This is a genomic window from Streptomyces sp. NPDC096310 (genome assembly GCF_044763125.1).
GTDB lineage: Bacteria > Actinomycetota > Actinomycetes > Streptomycetales > Streptomycetaceae > Streptomyces.
The window spans coordinates 493,917-514,977 of record NZ_JBIWFO010000003.1; the positions used below are offsets into that span (position 1 = coordinate 493,917).

15 protein-coding genes are annotated in these 21,061 nt (G+C 72.9%); 5 read left to right on the forward strand and 10 right to left on the reverse strand.

Features of this window, described 5'->3' with window-relative positions:
* Positions 1–95 precede the first annotated feature (95 nt).
* The 3 genes from ettA to ACIQ7D_RS10610 are packed head-to-tail and all read left to right on the forward strand — an operon-like array spanning position 96 to position 2,939.
* Positions 96–1,760, forward strand: coding sequence for an energy-dependent translational throttle protein EttA (gene ettA, locus ACIQ7D_RS10600; RefSeq protein WP_403935890.1), 1,665 nt, complete (start codon positions 96–98; stop codon positions 1,758–1,760).
* A 1-nt stretch (position 1,761) separates the two neighbouring features.
* On the forward strand, positions 1,762–2,187 hold the full coding sequence (locus ACIQ7D_RS10605) for an acyl-CoA thioesterase (RefSeq protein WP_384909917.1): 426 nt from the start codon (positions 1,762–1,764) through the stop codon (positions 2,185–2,187).
* Positions 2,184–2,939 carry a hypothetical protein gene (locus ACIQ7D_RS10610; protein WP_403935891.1) on the forward strand — a complete coding sequence of 252 codons (756 nt, stop codon included), beginning with the start codon at positions 2,184–2,186 and terminating at the stop codon, positions 2,937–2,939. The genes ACIQ7D_RS10605 and ACIQ7D_RS10610 overlap by 4 nt, the downstream gene beginning before the upstream one ends.
* 90 nt (positions 2,940–3,029) lie before the next feature.
* Here ACIQ7D_RS10610 and ACIQ7D_RS10615 read toward each other — a convergent pair whose 3' ends face one another.
* The gene (locus ACIQ7D_RS10615; protein ID WP_403935893.1) at positions 3,030–3,434 is read right to left on the reverse strand and encodes a globin; all 405 of its coding nucleotides are present in this window, start codon (positions 3,432–3,434) and stop codon (positions 3,030–3,032) included.
* Positions 3,435–3,549: 115 nt separating this feature from the next.
* On the opposite strand from ACIQ7D_RS10615, the gene ACIQ7D_RS10620 reads away from it, so the two are divergent.
* A complete protein-coding gene (locus ACIQ7D_RS10620) occupies positions 3,550–4,593 on the forward strand; it encodes a methyltransferase domain-containing protein (RefSeq protein WP_403935895.1) in 1,044 nt (347 codons plus the stop codon).
* Here ACIQ7D_RS10620 and ACIQ7D_RS10625 read toward each other — a convergent pair whose 3' ends face one another.
* The 8 genes from ACIQ7D_RS10625 to ACIQ7D_RS10660 form a co-directional block, all read right to left on the reverse strand.
* Positions 4,594–5,859, reverse strand: a complete 1,266-nt coding sequence (locus ACIQ7D_RS10625; protein WP_403935897.1) for an FHA domain-containing protein — start codon at positions 5,857–5,859, stop codon at positions 4,594–4,596.
* An 81-nt stretch (positions 5,860–5,940) separates the two neighbouring features.
* Positions 5,941–7,299 carry a VWA domain-containing protein gene (locus tag ACIQ7D_RS10630; protein ID WP_403935899.1) on the reverse strand — a complete coding sequence of 453 codons (1,359 nt, stop codon included), beginning with the start codon at positions 7,297–7,299 and terminating at the stop codon, positions 5,941–5,943.
* A gap of 193 nt (positions 7,300–7,492) precedes the next feature.
* Positions 7,493–8,890, reverse strand: a complete 1,398-nt coding sequence (locus ACIQ7D_RS10635; RefSeq protein WP_403935901.1) for a protein phosphatase 2C domain-containing protein — start codon at positions 8,888–8,890, stop codon at positions 7,493–7,495.
* 3 nt (positions 8,891–8,893) lie between these two features.
* Positions 8,894–11,695, reverse strand: a complete 2,802-nt coding sequence (locus ACIQ7D_RS10640; RefSeq protein WP_403935903.1) for a tetratricopeptide repeat protein — start codon at positions 11,693–11,695, stop codon at positions 8,894–8,896.
* Positions 11,696–11,750: 55 nt separating this feature from the next.
* Positions 11,751–13,079 carry a hypothetical protein gene (locus ACIQ7D_RS10645; protein WP_403935905.1) on the reverse strand — a complete coding sequence of 443 codons (1,329 nt, stop codon included), beginning with the start codon at positions 13,077–13,079 and terminating at the stop codon, positions 11,751–11,753.
* Between the two features lie 118 nt (positions 13,080–13,197).
* The gene (locus tag ACIQ7D_RS10650) at positions 13,198–14,262 is read right to left on the reverse strand and encodes a glutamate ABC transporter substrate-binding protein (RefSeq protein WP_403935907.1); all 1,065 of its coding nucleotides are present in this window, start codon (positions 14,260–14,262) and stop codon (positions 13,198–13,200) included.
* Positions 14,263–14,273: 11 nt separating this feature from the next.
* Positions 14,274–15,662, reverse strand: a complete 1,389-nt coding sequence (locus tag ACIQ7D_RS10655; protein ID WP_403935909.1) for a hypothetical protein — start codon at positions 15,660–15,662, stop codon at positions 14,274–14,276.
* A 325-nt stretch (positions 15,663–15,987) separates the two neighbouring features.
* On the reverse strand, positions 15,988–17,052 hold the full coding sequence (locus tag ACIQ7D_RS10660; protein ID WP_403935911.1) for a mechanosensitive ion channel family protein: 1,065 nt from the start codon (positions 17,050–17,052) through the stop codon (positions 15,988–15,990).
* A gap of 315 nt (positions 17,053–17,367) precedes the next feature.
* Between ACIQ7D_RS10660 and ACIQ7D_RS10665 the strand changes: the two genes are divergently transcribed.
* Entirely contained in the window at positions 17,368–17,904 is a 537-nt protein-coding gene (locus ACIQ7D_RS10665; protein ID WP_384909881.1) for an HNH endonuclease, read from the forward strand.
* Between the two features lie 86 nt (positions 17,905–17,990).
* Here ACIQ7D_RS10665 and ACIQ7D_RS10670 read toward each other — a convergent pair whose 3' ends face one another.
* On the reverse strand, positions 17,991–21,023 hold the full coding sequence (locus ACIQ7D_RS10670) for a beta-N-acetylglucosaminidase domain-containing protein (protein WP_403935914.1): 3,033 nt from the start codon (positions 21,021–21,023) through the stop codon (positions 17,991–17,993).
* Positions 21,024–21,061 lie beyond the last annotated feature (38 nt).

A 21,061-nucleotide genomic window follows, 5' to 3' on the forward strand; every position in this document is an offset into this window, starting at 1 on the left:
TCCTTCGGGGGATGGACGTCAGGCAAGATGGGGTGTATCTGCCCTCACGCGGCGGAGCCGCACATTGGCCCTTCTCGATTGCCGGACGGTTTCTCTTGGCTGAGTACATCTACACGATGCGCAAGACGCGTAAGGCGCACGGCGACAAGGTCATCCTCGATGACGTGACGCAGAGCTTCTTGCCGGGCGCGAAGATCGGTGTGGTGGGACCCAACGGCGCGGGAAAGTCCACCATCCTGAAGATCATGGCCGGTCTGGAGCAGCCGTCCAACGGCGACGCGTTCCTGTCCCCGGGCTACACCGTCGGCATGCTTCTCCAGGAGCCGGAGCTCGACGAGTCCAAGACCGTCCTGCAGAACGTACAGGACGGCGCCGCCGAGATCATGGGCAAGCTCAGCCGCTTCAACGAGGTGGCCGAGCTGATGGCGACGGACTACTCGGACGCCCTCATGGAGGAGATGGGCAAGCTCCAGGAGGACCTCGACCACGCCAACGCGTGGGACCTGGACACCCAGCTCGAACAGGCCATGGACGCCCTCGGCTGCCCGCCCGGCGACTGGCCCGTCACCAACCTGTCCGGTGGTGAGCGCCGTCGCGTCGCGCTCTGCAAGCTGCTGCTCGAAGCCCCCGACCTGCTCCTCCTCGACGAGCCCACCAACCACCTGGACGCCGAGTCCGTGCAGTGGCTGGAGCAGCACCTCGCCAAGTACCCCGGCACCATCGTCGCCGTCACCCACGACCGGTACTTCCTCGACAACGTCGCCGGATGGATCTGCGAGGTCGACCGCGGCCGGCTCCACGGCTACGAGGGCAACTACTCCAAGTACCTGGAGACCAAGCAGGCCCGGCTCAAGGTCGAGGGCCAGAAGGACGCCAAGCGCGCCAAGCGGCTCAAGGACGAGCTGGAGTGGGTCCGCTCCAACGCGAAGGGGCGCCAGGCCAAGTCCAAGGCCCGTCTCGCGCGGTACGAGGAGATGGCCGCCGAGGCCGACAAGATGCGGAAGCTGGACTTCGAGGAGATCCAGATCCCGCCGGGCCCGCGGCTCGGCAGTGTCGTGGTCGAGGTCGAGAACCTCTCCAAGGCGTTCGGCGACAAGGTCCTCATCGACGATCTGTCCTTCACGCTTCCGCGCAACGGCATCGTCGGGGTCATCGGCCCGAACGGCGCCGGCAAGACCACGCTGTTCAAGATGATCCAGGGCTTCGAGGAGCCGGACTCCGGCACCATCAAGGTCGGCGACACCGTCAAGATCAGCTACGTCGACCAGGGCCGCGGCAACATCGACCCCAAGAAGTCGCTGTGGGCGGTCGTCTCGGACGAGCTGGACTACATCAACGTCGGTCATGTCGAGATGCCCTCGCGCGCCTACGTCTCCGCCTTCGGCTTCAAGGGCCCGGACCAGCAGAAGCCCGCCGGGGTGCTCTCCGGCGGTGAGCGCAACCGTCTCAACCTGGCGCTCACCCTCAAGCAGGGCGGCAACCTGCTCCTCCTCGACGAGCCGACGAACGACCTCGACGTCGAGACCCTGTCCTCGCTGGAGAACGCGCTGCTGGAGTTCCCGGGCGCGGCCGTGGTCGTCTCCCACGACCGGTGGTTCCTGGACCGCGTCGCGACGCACATCCTGGCGTACGAGGGCGACTCCAAGTGGTTCTGGTTCGAGGGCAACTACGAGTCGTACGAGAAGAACAAGGTCGAGCGGCTCGGCGTCGACGCCGCCCGCCCGCACCGCGCCACCTACAAGAAGCTCACGCGGGGCTGAGATGGCCCGTCATATCTACAGTTGCCCCCTGCGCTGGTCGGACATGGACGCCTTCGGGCATGTCAACAACGCGGTCTTCATCAGCTACCTGGAAGAAGCCCGCATCGACTTCATGTTCCGGCTGGCGCCGGGGGACGGCTCGCCGTCCTTCTCGGGTGGATCCGTGGTCGCCCGGCACGAGATCGACTACAAGCGACCGCTGGTCCACCGGCACCAGCCGGTGACCATCGAGTCCTGGGTGACCAAGATCAACGCGGCGTCGCTGACGATCGCGTACGAGATCAAGGACGGTGACCAGGTGTACGTAAGGGCCTCGACGGTCGTCGTGCCGTACGACCTGGAAGCGGCCAGACCTCGGCGGATCTCCGCCGAGGAGAAGTCGCACCTCCTGCAGTATCTGGACGACGAGGACGCGCTCGCAGCATGACCCTGTCCGTCAGAACCCTGGAGTTCGCCGATGCGCGGGAGGCCGCCGATCTCGGTGCCTTCCTCGCGCGGCTGATCCACTACGACCGTGCCGCCGCCGTCCGGCTCCAGGCCGCCGGCGGCGGCGCGGGCGGCGGCGCGCTCGCGGTCTTCGGCCGCCCCGCGTCCTTCGAGGTGCTGGCCATCCGTACGGTCCGGCTCGGCGCCCCGTACAGCCCGCGGGCGGCGGCCCCGCTGGACGTCACCGTCTCCGCCGGGGAACTCCTCGACTCCCTCGACGCACCGGCCGCCCCCGACTCCGCCGGGGAGGCCGCGCGCACCGCGGTCGTCCCGGCCGCCGTCACCGGGCCGCCATGGGCCGGGGTGCTGCCGCCGCGCGGCGGCTGGCGCCAGGTGCCCGGGCTCCCTGGCGCGGAGGCCGTACGGCGCGCGCTGGCCGGGGCGGTCGCGGAGTTCCGCGCCAGGGACGAACAGTTGGCGCCCGGCGACCGGACGCGCGCCGCGCGCGACCGGATCGGCCGGGAGATCTGGTCCCGCACCCTCGGCGACACCCGTCTGCCGCTGCGGGCCGTGCACGCCGCGCAGTCGCTGGGCTTCCTGCGCCCGGTGCGCGCGCTGGTGCCCGCCGGCGCCGCCCCCGAGGAGCCGCTGGCGCTGCTGGAGTCCGGGAGCTGGCTCCGGCTCCGTACGGCGTTCGGCTCCATCGCGGTCCGCCAGGCCGGGCTCGGCGCTCTGACGGTCACCCCGACCTGACGGTCACCCCGACCTGACGGTCACCCCGGCCCGAGGCGCGCCCTGGCCTGAGGTCTCGCCCCGGCCTGAGCGCCGCCCCCGTACGGGATCTCAGCCGGCGGTGTTCACCATCGACGCGGCGGCGTACGTCAGGTAGTCCCAGAGCCGCCGTTCGTGCGCCTCGGACAGCCCCAGCTCGTCGAGCGCCACCCGCATGTGCCGCAGCCAGGCGTCGTGCGCGGCGCTGTCCACCGCGAACGGGGCGTGCCGCATCCGCAGCCGGGGGTGGCCGCGCTGGTCGCTGTAGGTGCGCGGGCCGCCCCAGTACTGCATGAGGAAGAGCGCGAAGCGCTCCTCGGCCGGACCCAGATCCTCCTCCGGGTACATCGGCCGCAGCAGCGGGTCCTCGGCGACCCCCTGGTAGAAGCGGTGGACCAGGCGCCGGAAGGTCTCCTCGCCGCCGACCTGCTCGTAGAAGGTCTGCTCCTGAAGCGTGCCGTGCGGAATATCGTTCACCCGTCCATCGTCTCAGACACCACGGCCGAGGACCCAGGTCCTGGTCCCACCCGGCCCCCGTGCCCCACGGGCGGGTCCGTTCGCTTCCCGGGCCCTCAGCCACGACAGTGGAGGGGTGGGCGCACATCCGGTCGATCCGTACGGCCCCGACGAAGCGGCCGCCGCCGAGGCGCGCGCCGGGCTGGTCCGGGAGATCGCGTTGACCGGGGCGCTGGACGATCCCGCTTGGCGCGCGGCGTTCGAGGAGGTGCCGCGTCATCTCTTCGTCCCGTACTACTTCACCAGCCGGCCCGGCGGCTGGGACCGGCTCTGGGGCGGCGATCCCGACCCCGGGCGCCGCCGGCGCTGGCTGAGGGGCGCGTACGCGGACGCCCCGCTCGCCATCCGCGTGCGCGACGGCGAGCTGATCTCGTCCAGCAGCCAGCCCTCCCTGATGGCCCGCATGCTGGTGGAGCTGGACGTACGGGACGGGCACCGCGTCCTGGAGATCGGCGCGGGCAGCGGCTACAACGCGGCCCTGCTCTCCCACCGGCTCGGCGACGCGCGGGTGACCACCGTCGATCTGGAACCGGAGATCACCGAGTCGGCCCGTACCCATCTCGCCTCGGCCGGCTACCGGCCCACCGTGCTCACCGGCGACGGGGCGCGCGGCTGCCCCGAGCGCGCGCCGTTCGACCGGATCATCGCGACCTGCACCCTGCCGTCGGTGCCACGGGCCTGGACCGCGCAGTCGAGCCCCGGGGCGCGGATCCTGGCCCCGCTCGCCACCGGGCTGATCGCGCTCGGGGTGACCGACGCGCCGCACGGCCGGTACGCGGAGGGGCGGTTCCTGCACACCGCCGCGTACTTCGTACCGCTGCGGGGCGTCCCGGCCGGGCGGGCGGGACCGCACCGTCCCCTCGGCGGACTGCCGCGGCGCGCGAGCGAGCACGAGCTGTTCCGCTTCCTGCTCAGTCTGACCGCCGGCCGGCTCGATCCGCGCGAGGCGCTCTCGCTCTGGGAGCGCGAAGGACGCCCGGCGCGGGAGCGGTACGGCGTCACCGTCACCCAGGACGGTCAGTGGGCCTGGCTGGACGACCCGGCGGGACCGTACGTCTGGCCGCTCGGCCAGGACGACGGCCCCGGGACCGGGCCGGGGCGGACCAGTCGCGGCGGATGATCAGTCGCGGCGGATCGTGATCGTCGTCCAGGCGCCGACATGCACCCGGTCACCGTCCTTGAGCGGGACAGGGACGAAGGGCTGTATCGGGTCCTCGGCGCCGTTCAGCGTCGTGCCGTTGGTCGAGTTCTGGTCGACGACCGCCCAGCTCCCGTCCGGCTGGTGGACCAGGACCGCGTGCTGGTGCGAGACGCCCGGGTCCTCCGGCGGCACCGACAGATCGATGTCAGGGGACTCGCCGGTGGAGTGCCGGCGGCGGCCGATCGCGATCTGGCTGCCGGACAGCGACAGCCGCTGCTCGGGGGAGTACGCCGGCAGATTCAGCCCGGTGGCCTCGGGGCCGCTGCGCTGCATCATCGCCATGAAGTAGTCGCGGTCGGGACCGACGACCGCCGTCCAGCTCGCCGCGCGCTGATACTGCTGCGCCGGATCGTGCCGCGGGGACTCCTGCGGGCCCTGCGGCGCCTGTGACCGGGGCGCCGAGGAGGAGGGCGGCGGCAGCATCCAGTCGTCCTCGCCGCTCTGCTGCGGCCGCGCCGGGGCCGGGGGAGCGGAGGACTGCTGGAAGACCGGCGAGAGCGGCAGATGCGGCGCCGACGGCGGACCGTCCTGCTGGTACGGCGAGGGCGGCCCCTGCTGGTACGGCGGCGGGGGCGGCGGGCCCTGCTGCTGGTAGTCGGGACGCGCGTAGTCCTGCGCGGGGCGCGAGGGGGCGGACGTACCCGGGGACGCCCCGTGCGGCGCCGACTGGTCCGGCGACAGCGGCTCGGCGGGCCGGTTGAGCTGCGAGGGGCGCGAACTCTGGTACTCGAACGGCTCGGGCGGCCGGGGCTGCTGCGCCTGGAAACCGGGCGGCAGATTCAGCCCGGAACCCGGACCGCCGGACCCGCCGGGGCCACCAGGGCCGCCGGGCGGGCCGAAGCCCCCGGGACCGCCGGGACCCCCTGGACCACCGGAACCGCCGCTCGGGCCGTGGTGCGGGGCCAGCGGGGTGTACGACGTCGCCGTGTTCGTCAGGAAGTTCCAGCGGCACTCCTCGCAGAACGGAGCCATCGGCTCCCGAGGCGTGCGGCACTGCGGGCACAGCTCCGCCTGCGCGGTGGCGTCGGGCCCGCCCGGCGGATAGCCGTAGCCGGGCGCGGGGGGCGGCGGGGGAGGCGGCGGCGGTACGGCGCCCGCCGGGGCGCCGGGGCCGGCCATGCGATGGCCGCAGACCTCGCACCAGTCCTCGGAACCCGACTGGTGTCCGTTCGGGCAGGTCGGCATGTCGGCGCTTCCTCCTCTCGTCCGGCCCGCGGGCCGCTCTCGTGTTCGGCCCCAGGGCCGCTGTCGACGGTTACTTCTTGGCTACTTCTTGACGCGAACGGTCTTGGTGGAGCGCGTTTCGAGGGTCATCTCGTCCGCATCCGCGACTTTCGCCTTCAGTCGCACAGTACCTGTCGCCGCATCGACCACGTCCACCACCTTCGAAAGCAATTTCGCCGTATCGGCGTTCCCGGAGGAGGCGGCGAGCTGAACGGCCCGGCCCAGTTTGGCCGTCGCGCCGTCGAAATCACCCGACTTGCGGGCATCCAGCCCCTGTTGGATGACCTGGGCCAGCTCGGCCTGGCCCGTGTAGTGGGCGACCTGGGGGTTGATCGAGGTGGAGGCCGCCATGTCGTCCGTCCACACCGCCCGTACCAGTCCCTGCGACAGCACCTCGGGGGTACCGCCGCCCGGCGCGGGCAGGATCAGTGAGACCCGCGCGGCCAGCATCTCCTGGCCGATGCCCGCCTCCGGGACCCGTACGCACACGTGGTAGTCGCGGGACTCGTCGCCCCAGGACCCGGTCGGGTAGTCCCCGGCCCGCGGCCCCGACTCCGTACGCCGGCCGGTCAGTTCCTCGACCGTCGGCGCCACCTGCTTGACGAAGACGATCTCCACGCCGACGGGGGTCCAGAGCCGCAGGGCGACATCCGCGACCTCCTTGCCCATCGCGTTCTCCATCATCCGTGTGAAGTCGGCGGCCAGCCCCGACGGATCCGCGACGATGTCGGCCGTGCCGAGCAGCGCGGAGGCGATCGCGGTGACCTCCTTCACCTCCCAGTCCGTACCGACACCCCGCGCGTCACAGGTGAATCGGCCCGCACAGCTTTCGAGCGCGGCCCGCAGATCCTCCGGCGCCTCGTGCTCGTTACGGCCGTCGGTGAGCAGGATGCCGTGCCGGATCGGTACGTCGGCCGAGGCGAGCAGCCGGTCGGTGAGGCGCAGCCAGGTGCCGATCGCCGTGCCGCCGCCCGCGCTCAGCCTGCGCAGCGCCTCCTTGGCCGCCGCCCGGGTGCGCGCGTCGGCGACCGCCAGCCGCCCGTCGCCCGGGTAGACCTCCTTCGCCACATGCGTACCGGCGACGATCGCGAAGGCGACACCGTCGCGCAGGGTGTCGACGGCGGCGGCCGTGGCGTCGCGCGCGTTGCGCATCTTCGTGGGCGGGTAGTCCATCGAACCCGAGCAGTCGACCATGATCACCACAGCCGCGTTCGGGCTGTACCCGGGAAGGGTGGAGGGCGATGGCGAGGCTCCCGCGAGCGGCACGCCACCGGTGGTCCCGCCGCCCGTCGACGTGACCGTCACGATCGCGTTGACCTCACGCCCGCCCTCCGGAAGGTAGGCGTTCTGGTACACGTCGACGGAGAACTGCGGCACGTTCGACTTGGAGAAGTTCGCCATCTGTATCGGCTCCTTGACGCTCCGCACGACGGAGACCCGTGGGAGAAGTCGGTGAGATAGATCGGTGGGACAGGCCGAGAGGAGAAACGAGAGGAGAAACGAGAGGAGAAAGGAGAGTTGAGAGGAGAGGGAAGGGAAAGGGCGTGGGGCGCGTTCGGCGGCGGCGCGGCGGCGCAGGGCCCCCACGCCGCACTCAGGCGGATCCTGCCCCTTGCGCCGGTACGGCGAACGGCAGCACCGCCACCGTTACGTTGTCGTGGCCCCCGCCGTCGAGCGCGTGCCCGACCAGGACCTGGGCGGCGTGCAGCGGGCGGCGCGCGGCGTCGGCGGGCAGCGCCCTGGCCATCTCGTCGGCGCCCTCCGCGTAGTTCCACAGCCCGTCCGTGCAGACCACCACCACACCGGGGCGGTCCGGCTTGAACGACGCGGTGTGCGGCTCCAGTTCGTACGCGTCGGCGCCCAGCCAGCCGGTGATCGCGTGGGCGCGCTCGTCCGCGTACGCCTCCGCCTCGCTCATCAGCCCCGCGGCGACCATCTGCGCGGCCCACGAGTCGTCCTCGGTGAGCCGGGCGGGCGGACCGCCGCGGTCGTCGGGGACCCAGTACGCCCTGCTGTCGCCGATCCAGCCGATGACCAGCAGCCCGTTCGCCACGACCGCGCCGACGATCGTGCAGGCCGGGGCGTTCTGGTGGTGGTGCTCGCGCTCCGGGGCGACGGAGCCGGCCAGCGCGTTGACGGCGTCGGCGGCGGCCACGATCGCATCGTGCATCGCCTGCTGCGGATGTGTCCCGCGCTCCAGGGCGCCCAGCAGCGACTCGTTGGCCGACGCCGACGCGGCGGCCGACGCCTCGTCCGGGCGGGTCGCCGACGACACGCCGTCGCAGACGACCGCCACCACGGCGGGCGAACCGTCCGGCAGCGCGGCCGACGACACGGCGAACGCGTCCTCGTTACGGTGATGGCGCAGCCCGCGGTCGCTGACCGCGGCCACCGAGCACAGCTCCTGCTCCATGTGGTCGCGCTCGCGCGGCTGCGCGTGGCCGCAGTTCTCGCAGTAGCCGTCGGTGTCGACGCGGCCCGCGCGGCAGGCCACGCAGATCTTCGCCCCGGCCGGCGGCCCCGCCCCGGCGGCGGACGTCCGGGGGTCGTCCGACCTGACCGGCGGCGCGGGCGGGGGCGCCGGGGCCGCCGGGGCGGGCGGTGCGACGGACGGGCGGGCGGGCGCGGGGAGTTCGAAGTCGCCCGGGTGCGCGGGCAGCCGCGACCCCGTGGAGTCCAGCCCCGGCACCTCCTCCGGCAGATGGGCCGGTACGGGGGTGCCCGAACTGTCCACACCGGTGGCCGGGGGCCACTCCACACCGGCCGCAGGAGCGCCCGACGCGGTGGACGGAGGGGGCGTCGCGGGGGTGACCGGAGGGTGCGGCTCCGTCTGTCCCGCGCCGTGCATGACCAGCGTGGGGTGATCGTCCGGGTGCTGCCGGGCGCCCGACAGGTCGTAGCCGCACCCGCCGCAGAACAGGTCGCCGGACTCCAGCGGCTCCTCGCAGCTCGGGCAGGTCGGCAGGTCGGCCGACCGGTGCATCTGGGACATCAATCACACCCACGTCCGGGGGCGGAAACGGTTGGCCCGCTCCACCAGTTCGATCCTCTCCTCGCCGCGCTGAGCGAGCCGGGCGAGTACCCGGTACGAGCGTTCCAGTCCAAGACGCAGACCACGCTCGTCCAGTTCGCTGCCGAGCAGCACGCTCTGGACGGGGCGGGAGCCCGGACTACCGGAGAGTACCCAGTCCAGAGCGGTGCCCAGTACCTCCGTCGACAACTGCTCCCGCCGTACGGCGTCCAGATCGAACTGCTGGAGCGCGGAGACCTGCTGCGCCGCGGCCGTCAGATCGTCGATCAGCGCCGGCTCCGTACCGAACGCCGGCTCCGTACCGAAGCCCTCCCCGGGCGCCGGGACACCGCGCTGCCGCAGCCGGGCCCGTACGGCCGCGACCCGCGCCGCCGTGTAGTGGATCGACGCCTCAGGCACCGACTCCAGGGTCCGTACGGCGCCGGCCCGGTCCCCGGCGGCGAGCCGTACCCGGGCCAGACCGAACGCCGAGCTGACATAGCTCGGGTCCGTCGTCCACACCAGACGGTAGTACTCGGCCGCGTTGTCCAGTTGACCGAGCACCTCCGCGCAGACGCCGAGCGCCAGCTTCGGGGCGGGCTCGCCGGGGAACGCGTCGTAGATCGCGTCGAAGGAGAGCGCCGCGATCTCGTGGTTCCCGGTGGCCAGCGAGGCGATCCCCCGGTACCAGACGACCCGCCAGTCGTCGGGGCGGCGCTCCTCCAGCACGTTCAGCGCCTCGGTCGCGGTGGCCAGTTCGCCCATCTCCAGCCGGGCGCGCAGCTCGCGCAGCCCGCGCTCCACGGAGTCGGTGGGCGCCGAGGCCAGCGCCGCGATCAGCTCGGCGGGGGCGGAGGCCATCAGACCGGCGAGGAACCCGGCGTTCGGATCGTTCGGGTCGACGCGCGGCACCGGCAGGGCAAGCGCCGTCGCCGCCGCGTCGAGCGGCGCGAGCCGGGGCGCCCCCGCCGCCTCGTGCACCGGCACGCCGAAGGCGGTCTCCGCACCGCCGGCCGGGGTTTCGGCACGCGGCGCGGGCAGCGCGGCCACCGGGGGGCGCACCGGCGGCACCGCGGGATCGAGGCCGCCGTATCCGGCGGTGCCCGGTCTGGCGCCCGGCGCGGGCAGCGCGGGCAGCGCGGGCAGCGCGGGCAGCGCGGGCAGCGCGGCGGGCGCCTCGACCGCGGGCCTGGCCCGCGTGCCGCCCACCGCCCCGGCGCGTCGGGCGAACAGGCCGCCCTTCGGCTCCGCCCGTACCCCCAGCCGCGAGACGTCCTCCGTCAGCTCCGCGAACAGTTCCGTGTCCGTGACCCGCAGTTCGGGGCCGAACAGCGTGGACAGCGCGGGGCGTGGGCGCCCCGTCTGGAGCGCGACGACCTCCCGCAGCACCCCCGTGAGCTGCTCCGCCATCTCCTGGGCCGAGGAGAACCGCTGGGCTGGATCGGGGTCCGTCGCCCGCACCAGCAGCCGGTAGAACGACTCGTACGTACGGAAGACGTCGATGTTGTCCGGGTCCGGGAGCGAGTCCACGAACACATTGGTGTAGCCCTGGAAGTCGAACGTCAGCACCGCCAGGGTGCGCGCCACCGTGTACAGGTCGGAGGCGACCGAAGGACCGGCCTCGGCCACCTCGGGGGCCTGGTAGCCCACCGTGCCGTAGATCGCCGACTCGTCGTCGTCCATCCTGCGGACCGCGCCCATGTCGATCAGCTTGAGCTGATCCTCGGTCTGGATCGCGTTGTCGACCTTGAAGTCGCAGTACAGCAGATTCCTGCTGTGCAGGTGGCCCAGCGCCTCCAGCGCCTCGATGCCGTACGCGCACGCCTGCTCGACCGGCAGCGGGTCGCGCTTGCCGGCGCTCGTACGCCGTCCGTTGGCGATCTCCTTGAGTGACTTGCCGCCCACGTACTCCATGACTATGTAGCCGTCCATGGAGCCCGTGCGCTGGTCCAGATGTTCCACGAAGTTGTAGATACGGACGATGTTGGAGTGCTCGATCTCGGCGAGGAAGCGCCGCTCGGAGATCGCCGCCTCCATGGCGTCCTGGTCACCCGTGTCCAGCAGGCCCTTGAGGACCACCCAGCGGTCCGACACGGCGCGGTCGATGGCCAGATAGACCCAGCCCAGGCCGCCGTGCGCCAGACACCCCACGACCTCGTACTGCCCGTGCACCACATTGCCCTCATCGAGCTTGGGCACGAACGAGTACGGGTGTCCGCACTTCGTGCAGAACCCCTCCGTACGCCCGGGGCGGTCGCCGCGCGCCCGGCCCACCGCCGCCCCGCAGTCCGAACGCGAGCAGTACCGCTTGCGCTCCGGCACCTCCGGACGCTCCATCACGGCCGAGCGCGGATCGGGGCGCGGTACGTCCGGTACGGAGACCAGGCCCGCACCCAGCCGGTTGCGCCCCGAGGAGCTGGGTGACGAGCCGGAGTTGCGCACCGAGACCGACCGGGACGACACCCGGCCCGACAGCGTGCGCGAGAGCCGCCCGGAGACGGAGCGCCTGGAGGTCGAGGAGCGCGAGGACGCCCGGGAGGAACGGGAGGTCGACGAACGCGAGGAGTCCCCGCTGCCCGAGCCCTTCCCCGAGTCCTTCCCCCCGCCGCCGCCCGAACCGCCGCCGCCCCGGCCGCCGCCCGTGATGCCGGTGGGCGGCGAGGTGAGCGACCCGTTGGGGGAGACGACGGGCGCCAGACCGCAGGTGTCGCAGTACAGCTCGCCGCCGCCCATGTCCTCGTACGAGCCCTCGCAGCCGGGGCGCTGGCACGCCGTGTTCCCGCTCATCCGTCCCCCCGCTCTCCCGCTGTCGTTCCGCTGTCCGTGATCGAGCCGTTCGCCCTCACGCCCCACCCCCGCGATCGGCGGGTCCCGGCGGGCCGGGGACGAGGACGTCCGCCGCTGCCCGCTGGTAGCGCAGCACGGCCTCCTCGGCGACGCGCAGATCGCAGGGCGCGCTCCACAGCATCCGGCGCGCCGCGTCGTACCGCTCCACCAGGAGCGGGTCCTCGGCCATGCCGTGCCGGGCGACCTTGGCCTTGTACGCGTCCAGCCGGCCGCGCAGCTCGGCGCGGACCGCGAGCGGCGCCGTGACGGCGGTCAGGGAGGCGCGGGCCCGCAGCAGTTCGTCCTCGGCGTCCCGCTCCAGCGACTCCAGCAGCGGCGAGAGCCGGTGCCACTGGGCATGCCTGCGGTACTCGGCGGCCGTCGTCAGCCGTTCGTGGAGCACGGTCGGCGGGCCGCTCACCGCGGGCACCTCGGACGCGGCGATCTTCGCCAGCACCTCACCGCGGGCCGCGCGCGCCTCGGTGAGCGTACGGTCGGCCCGCGACAGTACGTCGCGCAGCCGCATCAGCCGCTCCTCCGAGTCCTGGCGCACCCGCAGCACCGCCTCGATCTCGCTCCGTACGTCCTCCAGCGCACGGGCCGCCCGGTCGTAGCGCTCGGTGTCGGGACGGCCGCCGCCCGGGGCCGAACTGCCCGGCGCGGGCCGCCAGAAGGCCAGCGGATCGGAGATCACCCGGGCGCGCAGCGTGGACAGCTCATGGGTGATCGACTCCAGGTCGTCGCCCGCCGGATGCTCCCCGGGCCGTACGCCGACGGAGTGCGCCAGCGAGCGGGTGCGCTGCAACTCCGCGGAGAGCAGGTCGATCCGGGCGGGCAGCGCCGACCATACGGAGTCCGCGGCCACGACCATGTCCAGCGAACTCGCGTACAACTCGTTCATCCGCGTCACCAGTTCGGCGAGCGTGAAGTGCTCGGAGAGCCTGGCCGGGCCGGTGAGCCGCGGCAGTGGCCGGGCGGGGCCCGCGACGGTGACCCCCCGGCCGCGCAGTGTCTCCGTCAGCTCCACCAGGTCGTCGCGGCTCGGCCAGCGCCGCCGGGCCCGCGCCTCACGGGCGCCGGTCAGCGCGGCCGAGTAGCTGTCGAAGTACGACCAGAGCAGCGTGATCGCGCTCTCGGCGGTCGCCCAGCGGTCCTTGGTGACCCCGGTCAGCTCGGCCCCTTCGAGAAGGCGGCGCCCCGCGTGGTCCTGGAGGGCGAGGAGCGAGGTCTCGATCGCCTCGTGCTCCGCTTCGAGGCGCGCCAGGGCACGGTCCACCTCGTCCCGGTCCATCACCGGTCCCGGTGGCCTTCCCGTCGCGTCGGGAAAGGAGCCCGTGCCGCCCATCGATCACCTCTCCGCTCCGCTGTACGCCGCCGTGCCGCCTGCTGCCTGCCGCCCGGCCGCTCTCCGATGCCGTTCTCCGGTGCCGTTCTCCGGTGCCGCCCCGTGGTGCCCGGGACCGTCAGCCGTTCTTGTACTTGGCCTCCGGCGGGGCGGTGATGCCCGGCAGGGCCGCCTTCAGCCACTTGTCGTACGCGAGCATCCAGCGGCTGTTGGCCCCACCGGCGCGATACCCGTCCAGCACGTTGTTCACCCGGGCCACCAGATCCTCGTTGCCGAGCTTGGCCGCCACCCCGTAGTACTCCGGGGCCAGCGGCTTCCCGACCAGCTCGACCGCCGGGTCCTGCGCGGCCTGACCGGCCGCCAGGGCGTTGTCCGTCACCACCGCGTCGACCTCGCCGAGCTGGAGCCTCACCAGGCAGTCGAGCTGGTTGGGCACCGTCAACCGGTCCTCGTCCAGCGCCGTTCCGTCATGGGCGTCCTTGAATATCGCGCCGTACGCCTTCTGTTCCAGCGCCTTGTACGCCGTCGACCCGTCGGCCGTGCAGACCCGCTTGCCGGACAGGGACCTGTTGAACCCGGTGATCGTCGAGCCCTTGGGGGCGAGCACCTGCTGACCCGTCTGGAAGTAGGCCGTGGAGAACGCGACCTGCTTGATCCGGTCACAGGTGATCGTCATCGTCCTGACGACCAGGTCGACCGTGCCGTTGTCCAGCGCGGCGACCCGCTGGTTGGTGGGGATGGCGCGGAAGATGACGTCCTTCTCGCTGCCGAGGATGTCCTTGGCTATGGCACGGGCGAGATCGATGTCGAAGCCCTGCGGCTCCTTGGTGTCCGGGTTGAGATAGCCCCACTGGTAGCTGTTCTGGTCCACACCGATGATCAGCTTCTGGTTCTCGCGCGCCTTGATCCGCCGGATGGACGGGCCGTCGTCGCCCGACGCCGGAACGCTGCGCTCCGGCTCCTGGCACTCCGCTGCCGTGGCCGCGGGAACGGCCGTCGCCGTCCGCTGCGGGCCGTCCTCCTGACGTTCCGCTACGGAGTGGGACAGCGGAAGCAGGGTGAGCGACGCCGTCAGCACACAGGCGCCCGCCATCGCCGAGACGCCGCCCCAGCCGCGCAACCCGGCGAACGGCCGGGGACCGCGCGCCCCGCGGAACCGGCGGAGCCTGTCCCTGGAAGTCATCCCTCCCCCTCTCACCGGTACTCCGAAAGCCTGCGGCCCATGCCCAGGATCGCGCCCACCGCCGCCACCAGGGCCAGCACCCCCGCGCCGGTCGCCAGCCCTGTCAGCGCGCCCCTGCCGTCCGAGGCGGAATCCTTGAACTCCTTCTGCTCCTGCGCCACCGCCGCCCCCAGCGCCTCGTCGACCCGGTCGAAGGACTGCCCCGTCGAACCGTCGCCGCCGATGACCTTGTCCACCGCTGTCCCGTAGTCACCCGAACGGTCCGTCTCACTGACCGACTTGTGGCGTTCGCGCCACTGCGTGACCGCCGAGATCGCCTCGTCCACCGGTCTGCCGCCCGCGCTGTTGTCGGCGAGCTTCCTGGCCTCACCGAGAGCGGTACTGAGCTTGTCCATGCCCGTCGCGTAGTCCGTCTCGTACTTGTCGTGCTTGCCGTCGGCCGTCAGGACCGCGCCCCGCGCGACCAGAGTCAGATTCTCGTTCGCGCGCGCCTTCAGGGAGTTGATCCTCGCGTCGTTGAGGACCTTCAGCGACTCCTGGCCCTGCTTCTGGGCGTTGTCCAGCTCGGCACGCGCGACGCTCTGGCCGGCGGCCAGCCACAGCAGCAGCACCGTGGCCCCCGCGGTGGCCGCGAGCAGACCATGGTTGAAGACCCGGTTCGTCCGACGGTAGTTGCGCCGCTGCGCCCACACGAGCACCCCGAGCGCCACGACACCGACCGCCAGCGAGACGAACGGCCACAGCCGGGCCGCGTCGTTGTCCCGCGCGAGCCGGTCCGTCTCCGCCGCGTACAGCTTCTCGGCGGCGGGCAGCAGCTCCTTGGTCATCTGCTCGTTGGCGTACCGCAGATAGGCGCCGCCCAGGGGCAGCCCCTGCCGGTTGTTGGCGCGGGCCCGCTCCACCAGCCCGGTGTAGCGCGGCAGTCCTTCGTTGAGCGTCCTTATCTGCCGGCCGGACTCGCTCTCGCTGTCCGTGTGCGTCGCCGCCGTGATCAGCAGCCCGGACGCCGTCGCGATGTCGTCCCGGTACCGCTTCTGCACCTCGGCGGGCTCCTGGGCACCCGCCAGGAAACCGCTCGCCGCGGCCGTGTCGGCGTCCGCCAGCGAACGGTAGATGTTCGCCGCGTCCGCGCTCAGCGGCTGACTGCGGCTCACCACGTCACCGGCGGCGGTGTGCCGGTCGGTGATCTCCCACGCCGTCACCGCCCCGAACGCCACCACCAGCAGCGCCAGAGCCGCTCCGATGATCCTCAGCCGTCCGGGCTCCGTCGTCGCCGCGGCGCGCAGCCGGTCCGTCGTCTCCCACCACGCCGCACGCGGCGCGGGAGGCTGCGCCGCACCCGGCTCCTCCGGCGGCCGCGCCGGCGCATGCTGCGGAGCCGACGGTGGCGCTGTGCGCACATTCGGCGGGTATGTCACGTGACCTCCCCCTCGGTCAAGGACGACGGCGGCCCGCCCCCTGCGGGTCGGGGGACAGCTCTCGGCCAGCAGTATGGCCGCAGGTACCGACAACTGCGCAAGAGCTCACTGGATCTTGATGCCTGAAGTGCCCGCCGCAGCCGCCGGTCTCCCCACCATGAATACGCCGGAGCCCGGAGATCGGTTCCCCTTCACGCCAGTTCGTACGCGTACGGGTGACGCACAGCCGAGCTACCCGGCTTCTTGCCCCGATACCCGTCGTACCCGTCGTACCCCTGGTACTCCTCGTACCCCCGGTACGCGCGGCTCACTTGGCCAGGTTCGGCGGCGGCACGATCGGCGACGCCGCCAGGGACTGCGGGGACGTCGGGCTCGCCAGGGCCGAGGGGGCCGCCACACCCGCCGCCGGGTCCGGCGCCGACTCCTGCTCGACAGCGGCCGGGAGCCCGCCGACGATCCGGATGCCCGCCTCGTCGAAGGCCAGCTTGATCCGCCAGCGCAGCTCGCGCTCCACCCCGACCGCCTGACCGGGCATGGTCTTCGCGGAGACCCGCACCGTCACCGAGTCCAGCAGCACCGAGTCCAGACCCAGCACCTCCACCGGGCCCCACAGCCGCTCGTTCCACGGATCGTCCTTGGCGAGCTTCTCGGCGACCTGGTTGATCACCGTACGGACCCGCTCCAGGTCCTCCGACGGCCTGACCATCACATCGACGGCGGCCGTGGCCCAGCCCTGGCTGAGGTTGCCGATCCGCTTCACCTCACCGTTGCGCACGTACCAGATCTCGCCGTTGTCGCCCCGCAGCTTCGTGACCCGCAGCCCGACCTCGATCACCTCGCCGGAGGCCACCCCGGCGTCGATCGTGTCCCCGACCCCGTACTGGTCCTCCAGGATCATGAAGACGCCGGACAGGAAGTCGGTCACCAGATTCCGCGCACCGAAGCCCAGCGCCACCCCCGCGACCCCGGCGGACGCCAGCAGCGGCGCCAGATTGATGCTCAGCGCGCCGAGCATCATCAGCGCCGCCGTCCCCAGGATCAGGAACGAGGTGACCGACCGCAGCACCGAGCCGATGGCCTCCGACCGCTGCCTGCGCCGCTCGGCGTTGACCAGCAGCCCGCCCAGAGCGGTGCCCTCCACCGTCTGGACACTGCGGTTCATCCGGTCTATGAGCTTGGTCAGCGCCCGGCGGATCACATGGCGCAGCACCAGCGCGATCACCAGGATCAGCGTCATCCGCAGACCGATGCTCAGCCAGGTGGCCCAGTTCTCCTCGATCCAGCTCGCCGCGTCGGTCGCCCGGTCCGCCGCCTCGTCGAGAGTGACGGGGTCGGACGCGGAACCGGCTGCCAGCGGGGCGGACCAGGACACGACAGAAAACCTCCAGATGCGGCCGACCGGATGCGCGGCGGCCACGACAGGTGTACGGCGGTGCCAACCACACTAACGGGGCAACGTGGCCCGTCCGGCGCTCCGCACGGCGGAGAGACACTCCTCACGTAGGCCCTGTCGTGCCCCTGTACGGCCCTTGTGAGGCCCGGGGCGAACGGTGCCGCCTCTTTGGTGGCGGAAAACACTCCGAGCCCGTTACCTGGACGTGGTGGCGTTTCGACCAGGCATGAGGGGAGACTGAGAGCAGATCGTCCCGGCGCGAGCCACGTGCCGCCGGCGTACAAGGAGGCATCCGTGCCGCATGTCCTGGTCCTCAACGCGTCGTACGAGCCGCTCGGCGTCGTACCGCTCCGCCGCGCGCTCGTCCTCGTTCTGGAGAACAAGGCCCTCTGCCTAGAGGAATCCGGCGCCTATATGCACAGCGAGACCCGCGTCATCCCCGCACCCAGCGTCGTACGGCTCAAGCGCTTCGTACGCGTGCCCTACCGGGGCCCCGTCCCACTCACCCGCCGTGCGCTCTTCGCCCGCGACGGCGGACGCTGCATGTACTGCGGTGGCGTCGCGACCAGCGTCGACCACGTCATCCCACGCAGCCGCGGCGGACAGCACGTGTGGGACAACGTGGTGGCCGCATGCCGCCGCTGCAACCACGTCAAAGCAGACCGCCACCTGCGAGAACTCGGCTGGCGGCTCAACCACCAGCCCGCCCCGCCCTCCGGCCTGGCCTGGCGCATCATCGGCACCGGCCACCGGGACCCGCGCTGGATGCCGTATCTGCAACCGTACGGAGCGGAGGACGCGGTAGCCCGCATTGATTCCTTTCTTGTGTGAGGGCTCGGTTCGCCTCCAGGGTGCTTGCTGTACTCATCAGTGGCCTCCGGCCGCGGCCACCAGGCGCTCCGGAGGCGAACAGAGCCCTAAGAGAGCAGCACCCCGTAGATCTCGACTGAGAACAGTGAGTATCCGTACCGCGTGGCCCGTGTCCCGCCCTGGATGCGGAGGTATCGCGTGTCCTTCGCGTCCAGGCCGACCCCCTCGCGGCCGCCTCTGCCGTCCTTGACCGTCGCCGCCGTACGCCAGGTGCGGCCGTCCTGGGAGACCTGGACGCGGTAGCGGCTCGCGTACGCCTCCTGCCAGTGCAGGACCACCCGGCCGACGTGGGCCGGGCGGGCCAGGCGCAGTTGGAGCCAGGCGTCGTTCCGCGCGGGGGAGGACCAGCGTGTCGTCGGGTCGCCGTCCACCGCCCCTGACGCGGGGAAGTCGGGTGTCTCGTCGCCGGAGGACGTCGCGGTGGACGTGCGGGCGAGGTCCGGGCCGCCGGTGGCGGGGGAGGCGCGTACCGTCAGGGTGCGTTCCTGGCCCGCGAAGGTGAGCGGGACCTCATAGGTGCCGACCGGGGTGCCCTTCGGGACGCTGACCTCCAGAGGGACGGTCGTACGGGAGCCTCGCGGCACCGTCGTCTCCTTCGGGGCCTTCACCCGGATGCCGGACGGCGCCTTCGCCTTGAGGGCGCTCTTCACCGCGCCGGGCCGCAGCGCCGTCAGCCGGGCCTCCACCCGCTCGGGGGCCCCGCCGATCTGCGCGTCCGCCTCGCCCCGGGCCAGCGCCAGACGGGCCCGCGGCCCGTCCGCGAACCAGGGGGCGAACGCGATCGCGGACGGTGGCTTCCCCGCGCCGGGACCGCCGCGGCCGCCGGGGCCGTCGGGACCGCCGCGGCCGTCGGGCCAGACGATCCGTACCGCGTCCACCCGGAGCCCCTTGAGTGCCCCGCCGTCGCTCTCCGTCCAGCCGCTCGGCGACAGCGGTCCCAGCGCCCGCCAGCCCCGCCCCGGCACATGCGCCTCGACGGTCGCGCCCGTTCCGGTGCCCGGCGCGGTCATCGTGTGCAGCGCCTCGACGGGCCGGGGCCGCCCCACGCTGACGGTGTACGTCCGCCTGCCGCCCCCGGCGGTGTCCTCCGTGACCGGCCTGCCCTTCGCACGGTCCGCGCCGGTCCAGGCCGACGACTCCGCGACCGCCCGGTCCAGGAAGGCGTCCAGCACGCCGGTGCCGACGGTCGCCCCGCCCGCCTTCGCCGACGCGCGCAGCGGCGCCAGCCTCACCGAGGCCCGCCAGGCGCCCGCCCCGTCGCCACGGTCCTGCGCGGTCAGCATGTCCACGGCCAGTTCGCCCGCCTCGCCGTACCGCGCGAGCTGGTCGAGCCAGGGCCGTACCTCGTCCTCCAGCAGCCCCCCTGCCGTGCCGGAGAGCCGTTCGGGGACCTCGCGCATCGCGGTGAACGCGGCCCGCAGCGCGGTCGCCGCCGCCGTGCGGGTCGTGGCGTCCGTGGTCGTACGGGAGTCCCCGAACGCGGTCAGCAGCGGCCGCAGATACGCGGACTCCGACGGGCTGAGGACGGACGAGGCGCCGTTGCCCACCAGGACGCCCAGCGCCGCGCGGGCCCGGCCGTCGCCGCCCGCGAGGTCCGCGACGGCGGCGCGCCAGGACTCCTGGGGCCGGTAGCCGCGCGGGTTCCACGCGTAGTCGGCCGCCGTGAACAGCGGGATACGGGACGCCGTCGCCTGTTCCATCGCGTTGGCGAGCAGCGCGGCCGAACCGGTGGCGACCGCCGGTTCCCGGCCGGTGTACGGGCCGAGGAAGAGCCGGTCCTGCGCGTAGTCGTTGACCGGATAGTTGTCCAGGGTGACCATCGGGTGCTTGAAGGCGGCCCGCGCGGTCCTCAGCTCACGGCCGGTGATCGTACGCGGTACGACCCCGACGCCCGTCCACGCCACCTGGACGGAAGGGGCGAGCGCCCCGGCGAGCGCCGTGCGGTAGGCCGTCGCACCGTCCTGGTAGTACTCGGTCGGCATCACCGTGAGCCGTTCGGCGCCCGGGTGGAGCCGCGCCAGCCGGGCGGCCACCGCGTTCGCCACACGGGCCTGCGCCCGGGCCGCGGCACCGGGGCCGCGGCCGAACGTCGCCGCGTCGGCGCGGCAGTGCCACTCGCTGTAGCTGACGTCCTGGAACTGGAGCTGGAAGGCGCGCACCCCCAGCGCCCACATCGCGTCGATCTTGCGGTTCAGCGCCCCGAGGTCCCGCTCCGAGGCCATGCACAGCGACTGGCCCGGGGAGACGGCCCAGGCGAGCGTGACATGGCCCCGCCGGGCGCGCTCCGCCAGTTCGCGGAACCGGGCGCGCTCCGCCGTGGGGTAGGGGTCGCGCCAGCGCGCCTGGCGGTACGGGTCGTCGCCGGGCGCGTACAGGTAGCGGTTCTGCTTGGTGCGCGCCATGAAGCCGAGCTGTGCGAGCCGCCGCGCGTGGCTCCATGGGCGCCCGTAGAACGCCTCGGCCGTACCGCGTACGGCTGTGCCCGGCCAGTCGCGTACCACCACCCCGGGGACAGCGGGCCGCTTGTTGCCCGTGGGCCGGGTGAGGAGCTGGCGCAGGGTCTGGGCAGCGTGGAAGAGGCCGTCGTCGCCGATGCCGTCCAGGGCGACGGTGCCCCGGCCCCCGACGGTGCCCACCGCGAGCCGGTAGCCGCCGGACGGGATGTCGGCCTGCTCCGGGGCGCGCAGCGCGTCGAGCGCTGCGCGGGCGCCCGCGCCGCCCGCGAGGACGACGGGACCTCTCCCGGGGGCGCCACCGGACGCCGGCACGGTGTGTACGGCGCGGACCCCGGCGGAGCGCAGCACCGCCGCCAGCTCCCGCACCGCGTACGGGTCGGCTCCCGCGCCCGCGACGACCGTGGCCCCATCCGCGAGGGTGACGGTCCGGCCTGCGGCCCGGATCGTCTGCGGCCGGGGCCAGACGGCTGGTAACGCCTGCTGATTCACCCGGTCGGGTGAGGAGGCCGCCGGGCGCGCCGGGTCCCTCGGGGCGGCCTGCGCGCTCGGCGCGGCTCCGAGAAGGCCGCCGATCACGGCGACGGCCACGGCGGTCGCCGTTCCCCTCCTGTGCCCGAGCCGCATGCCTGGCTTCCCTCCTGCTGCTCCTCAATACCGCCGGT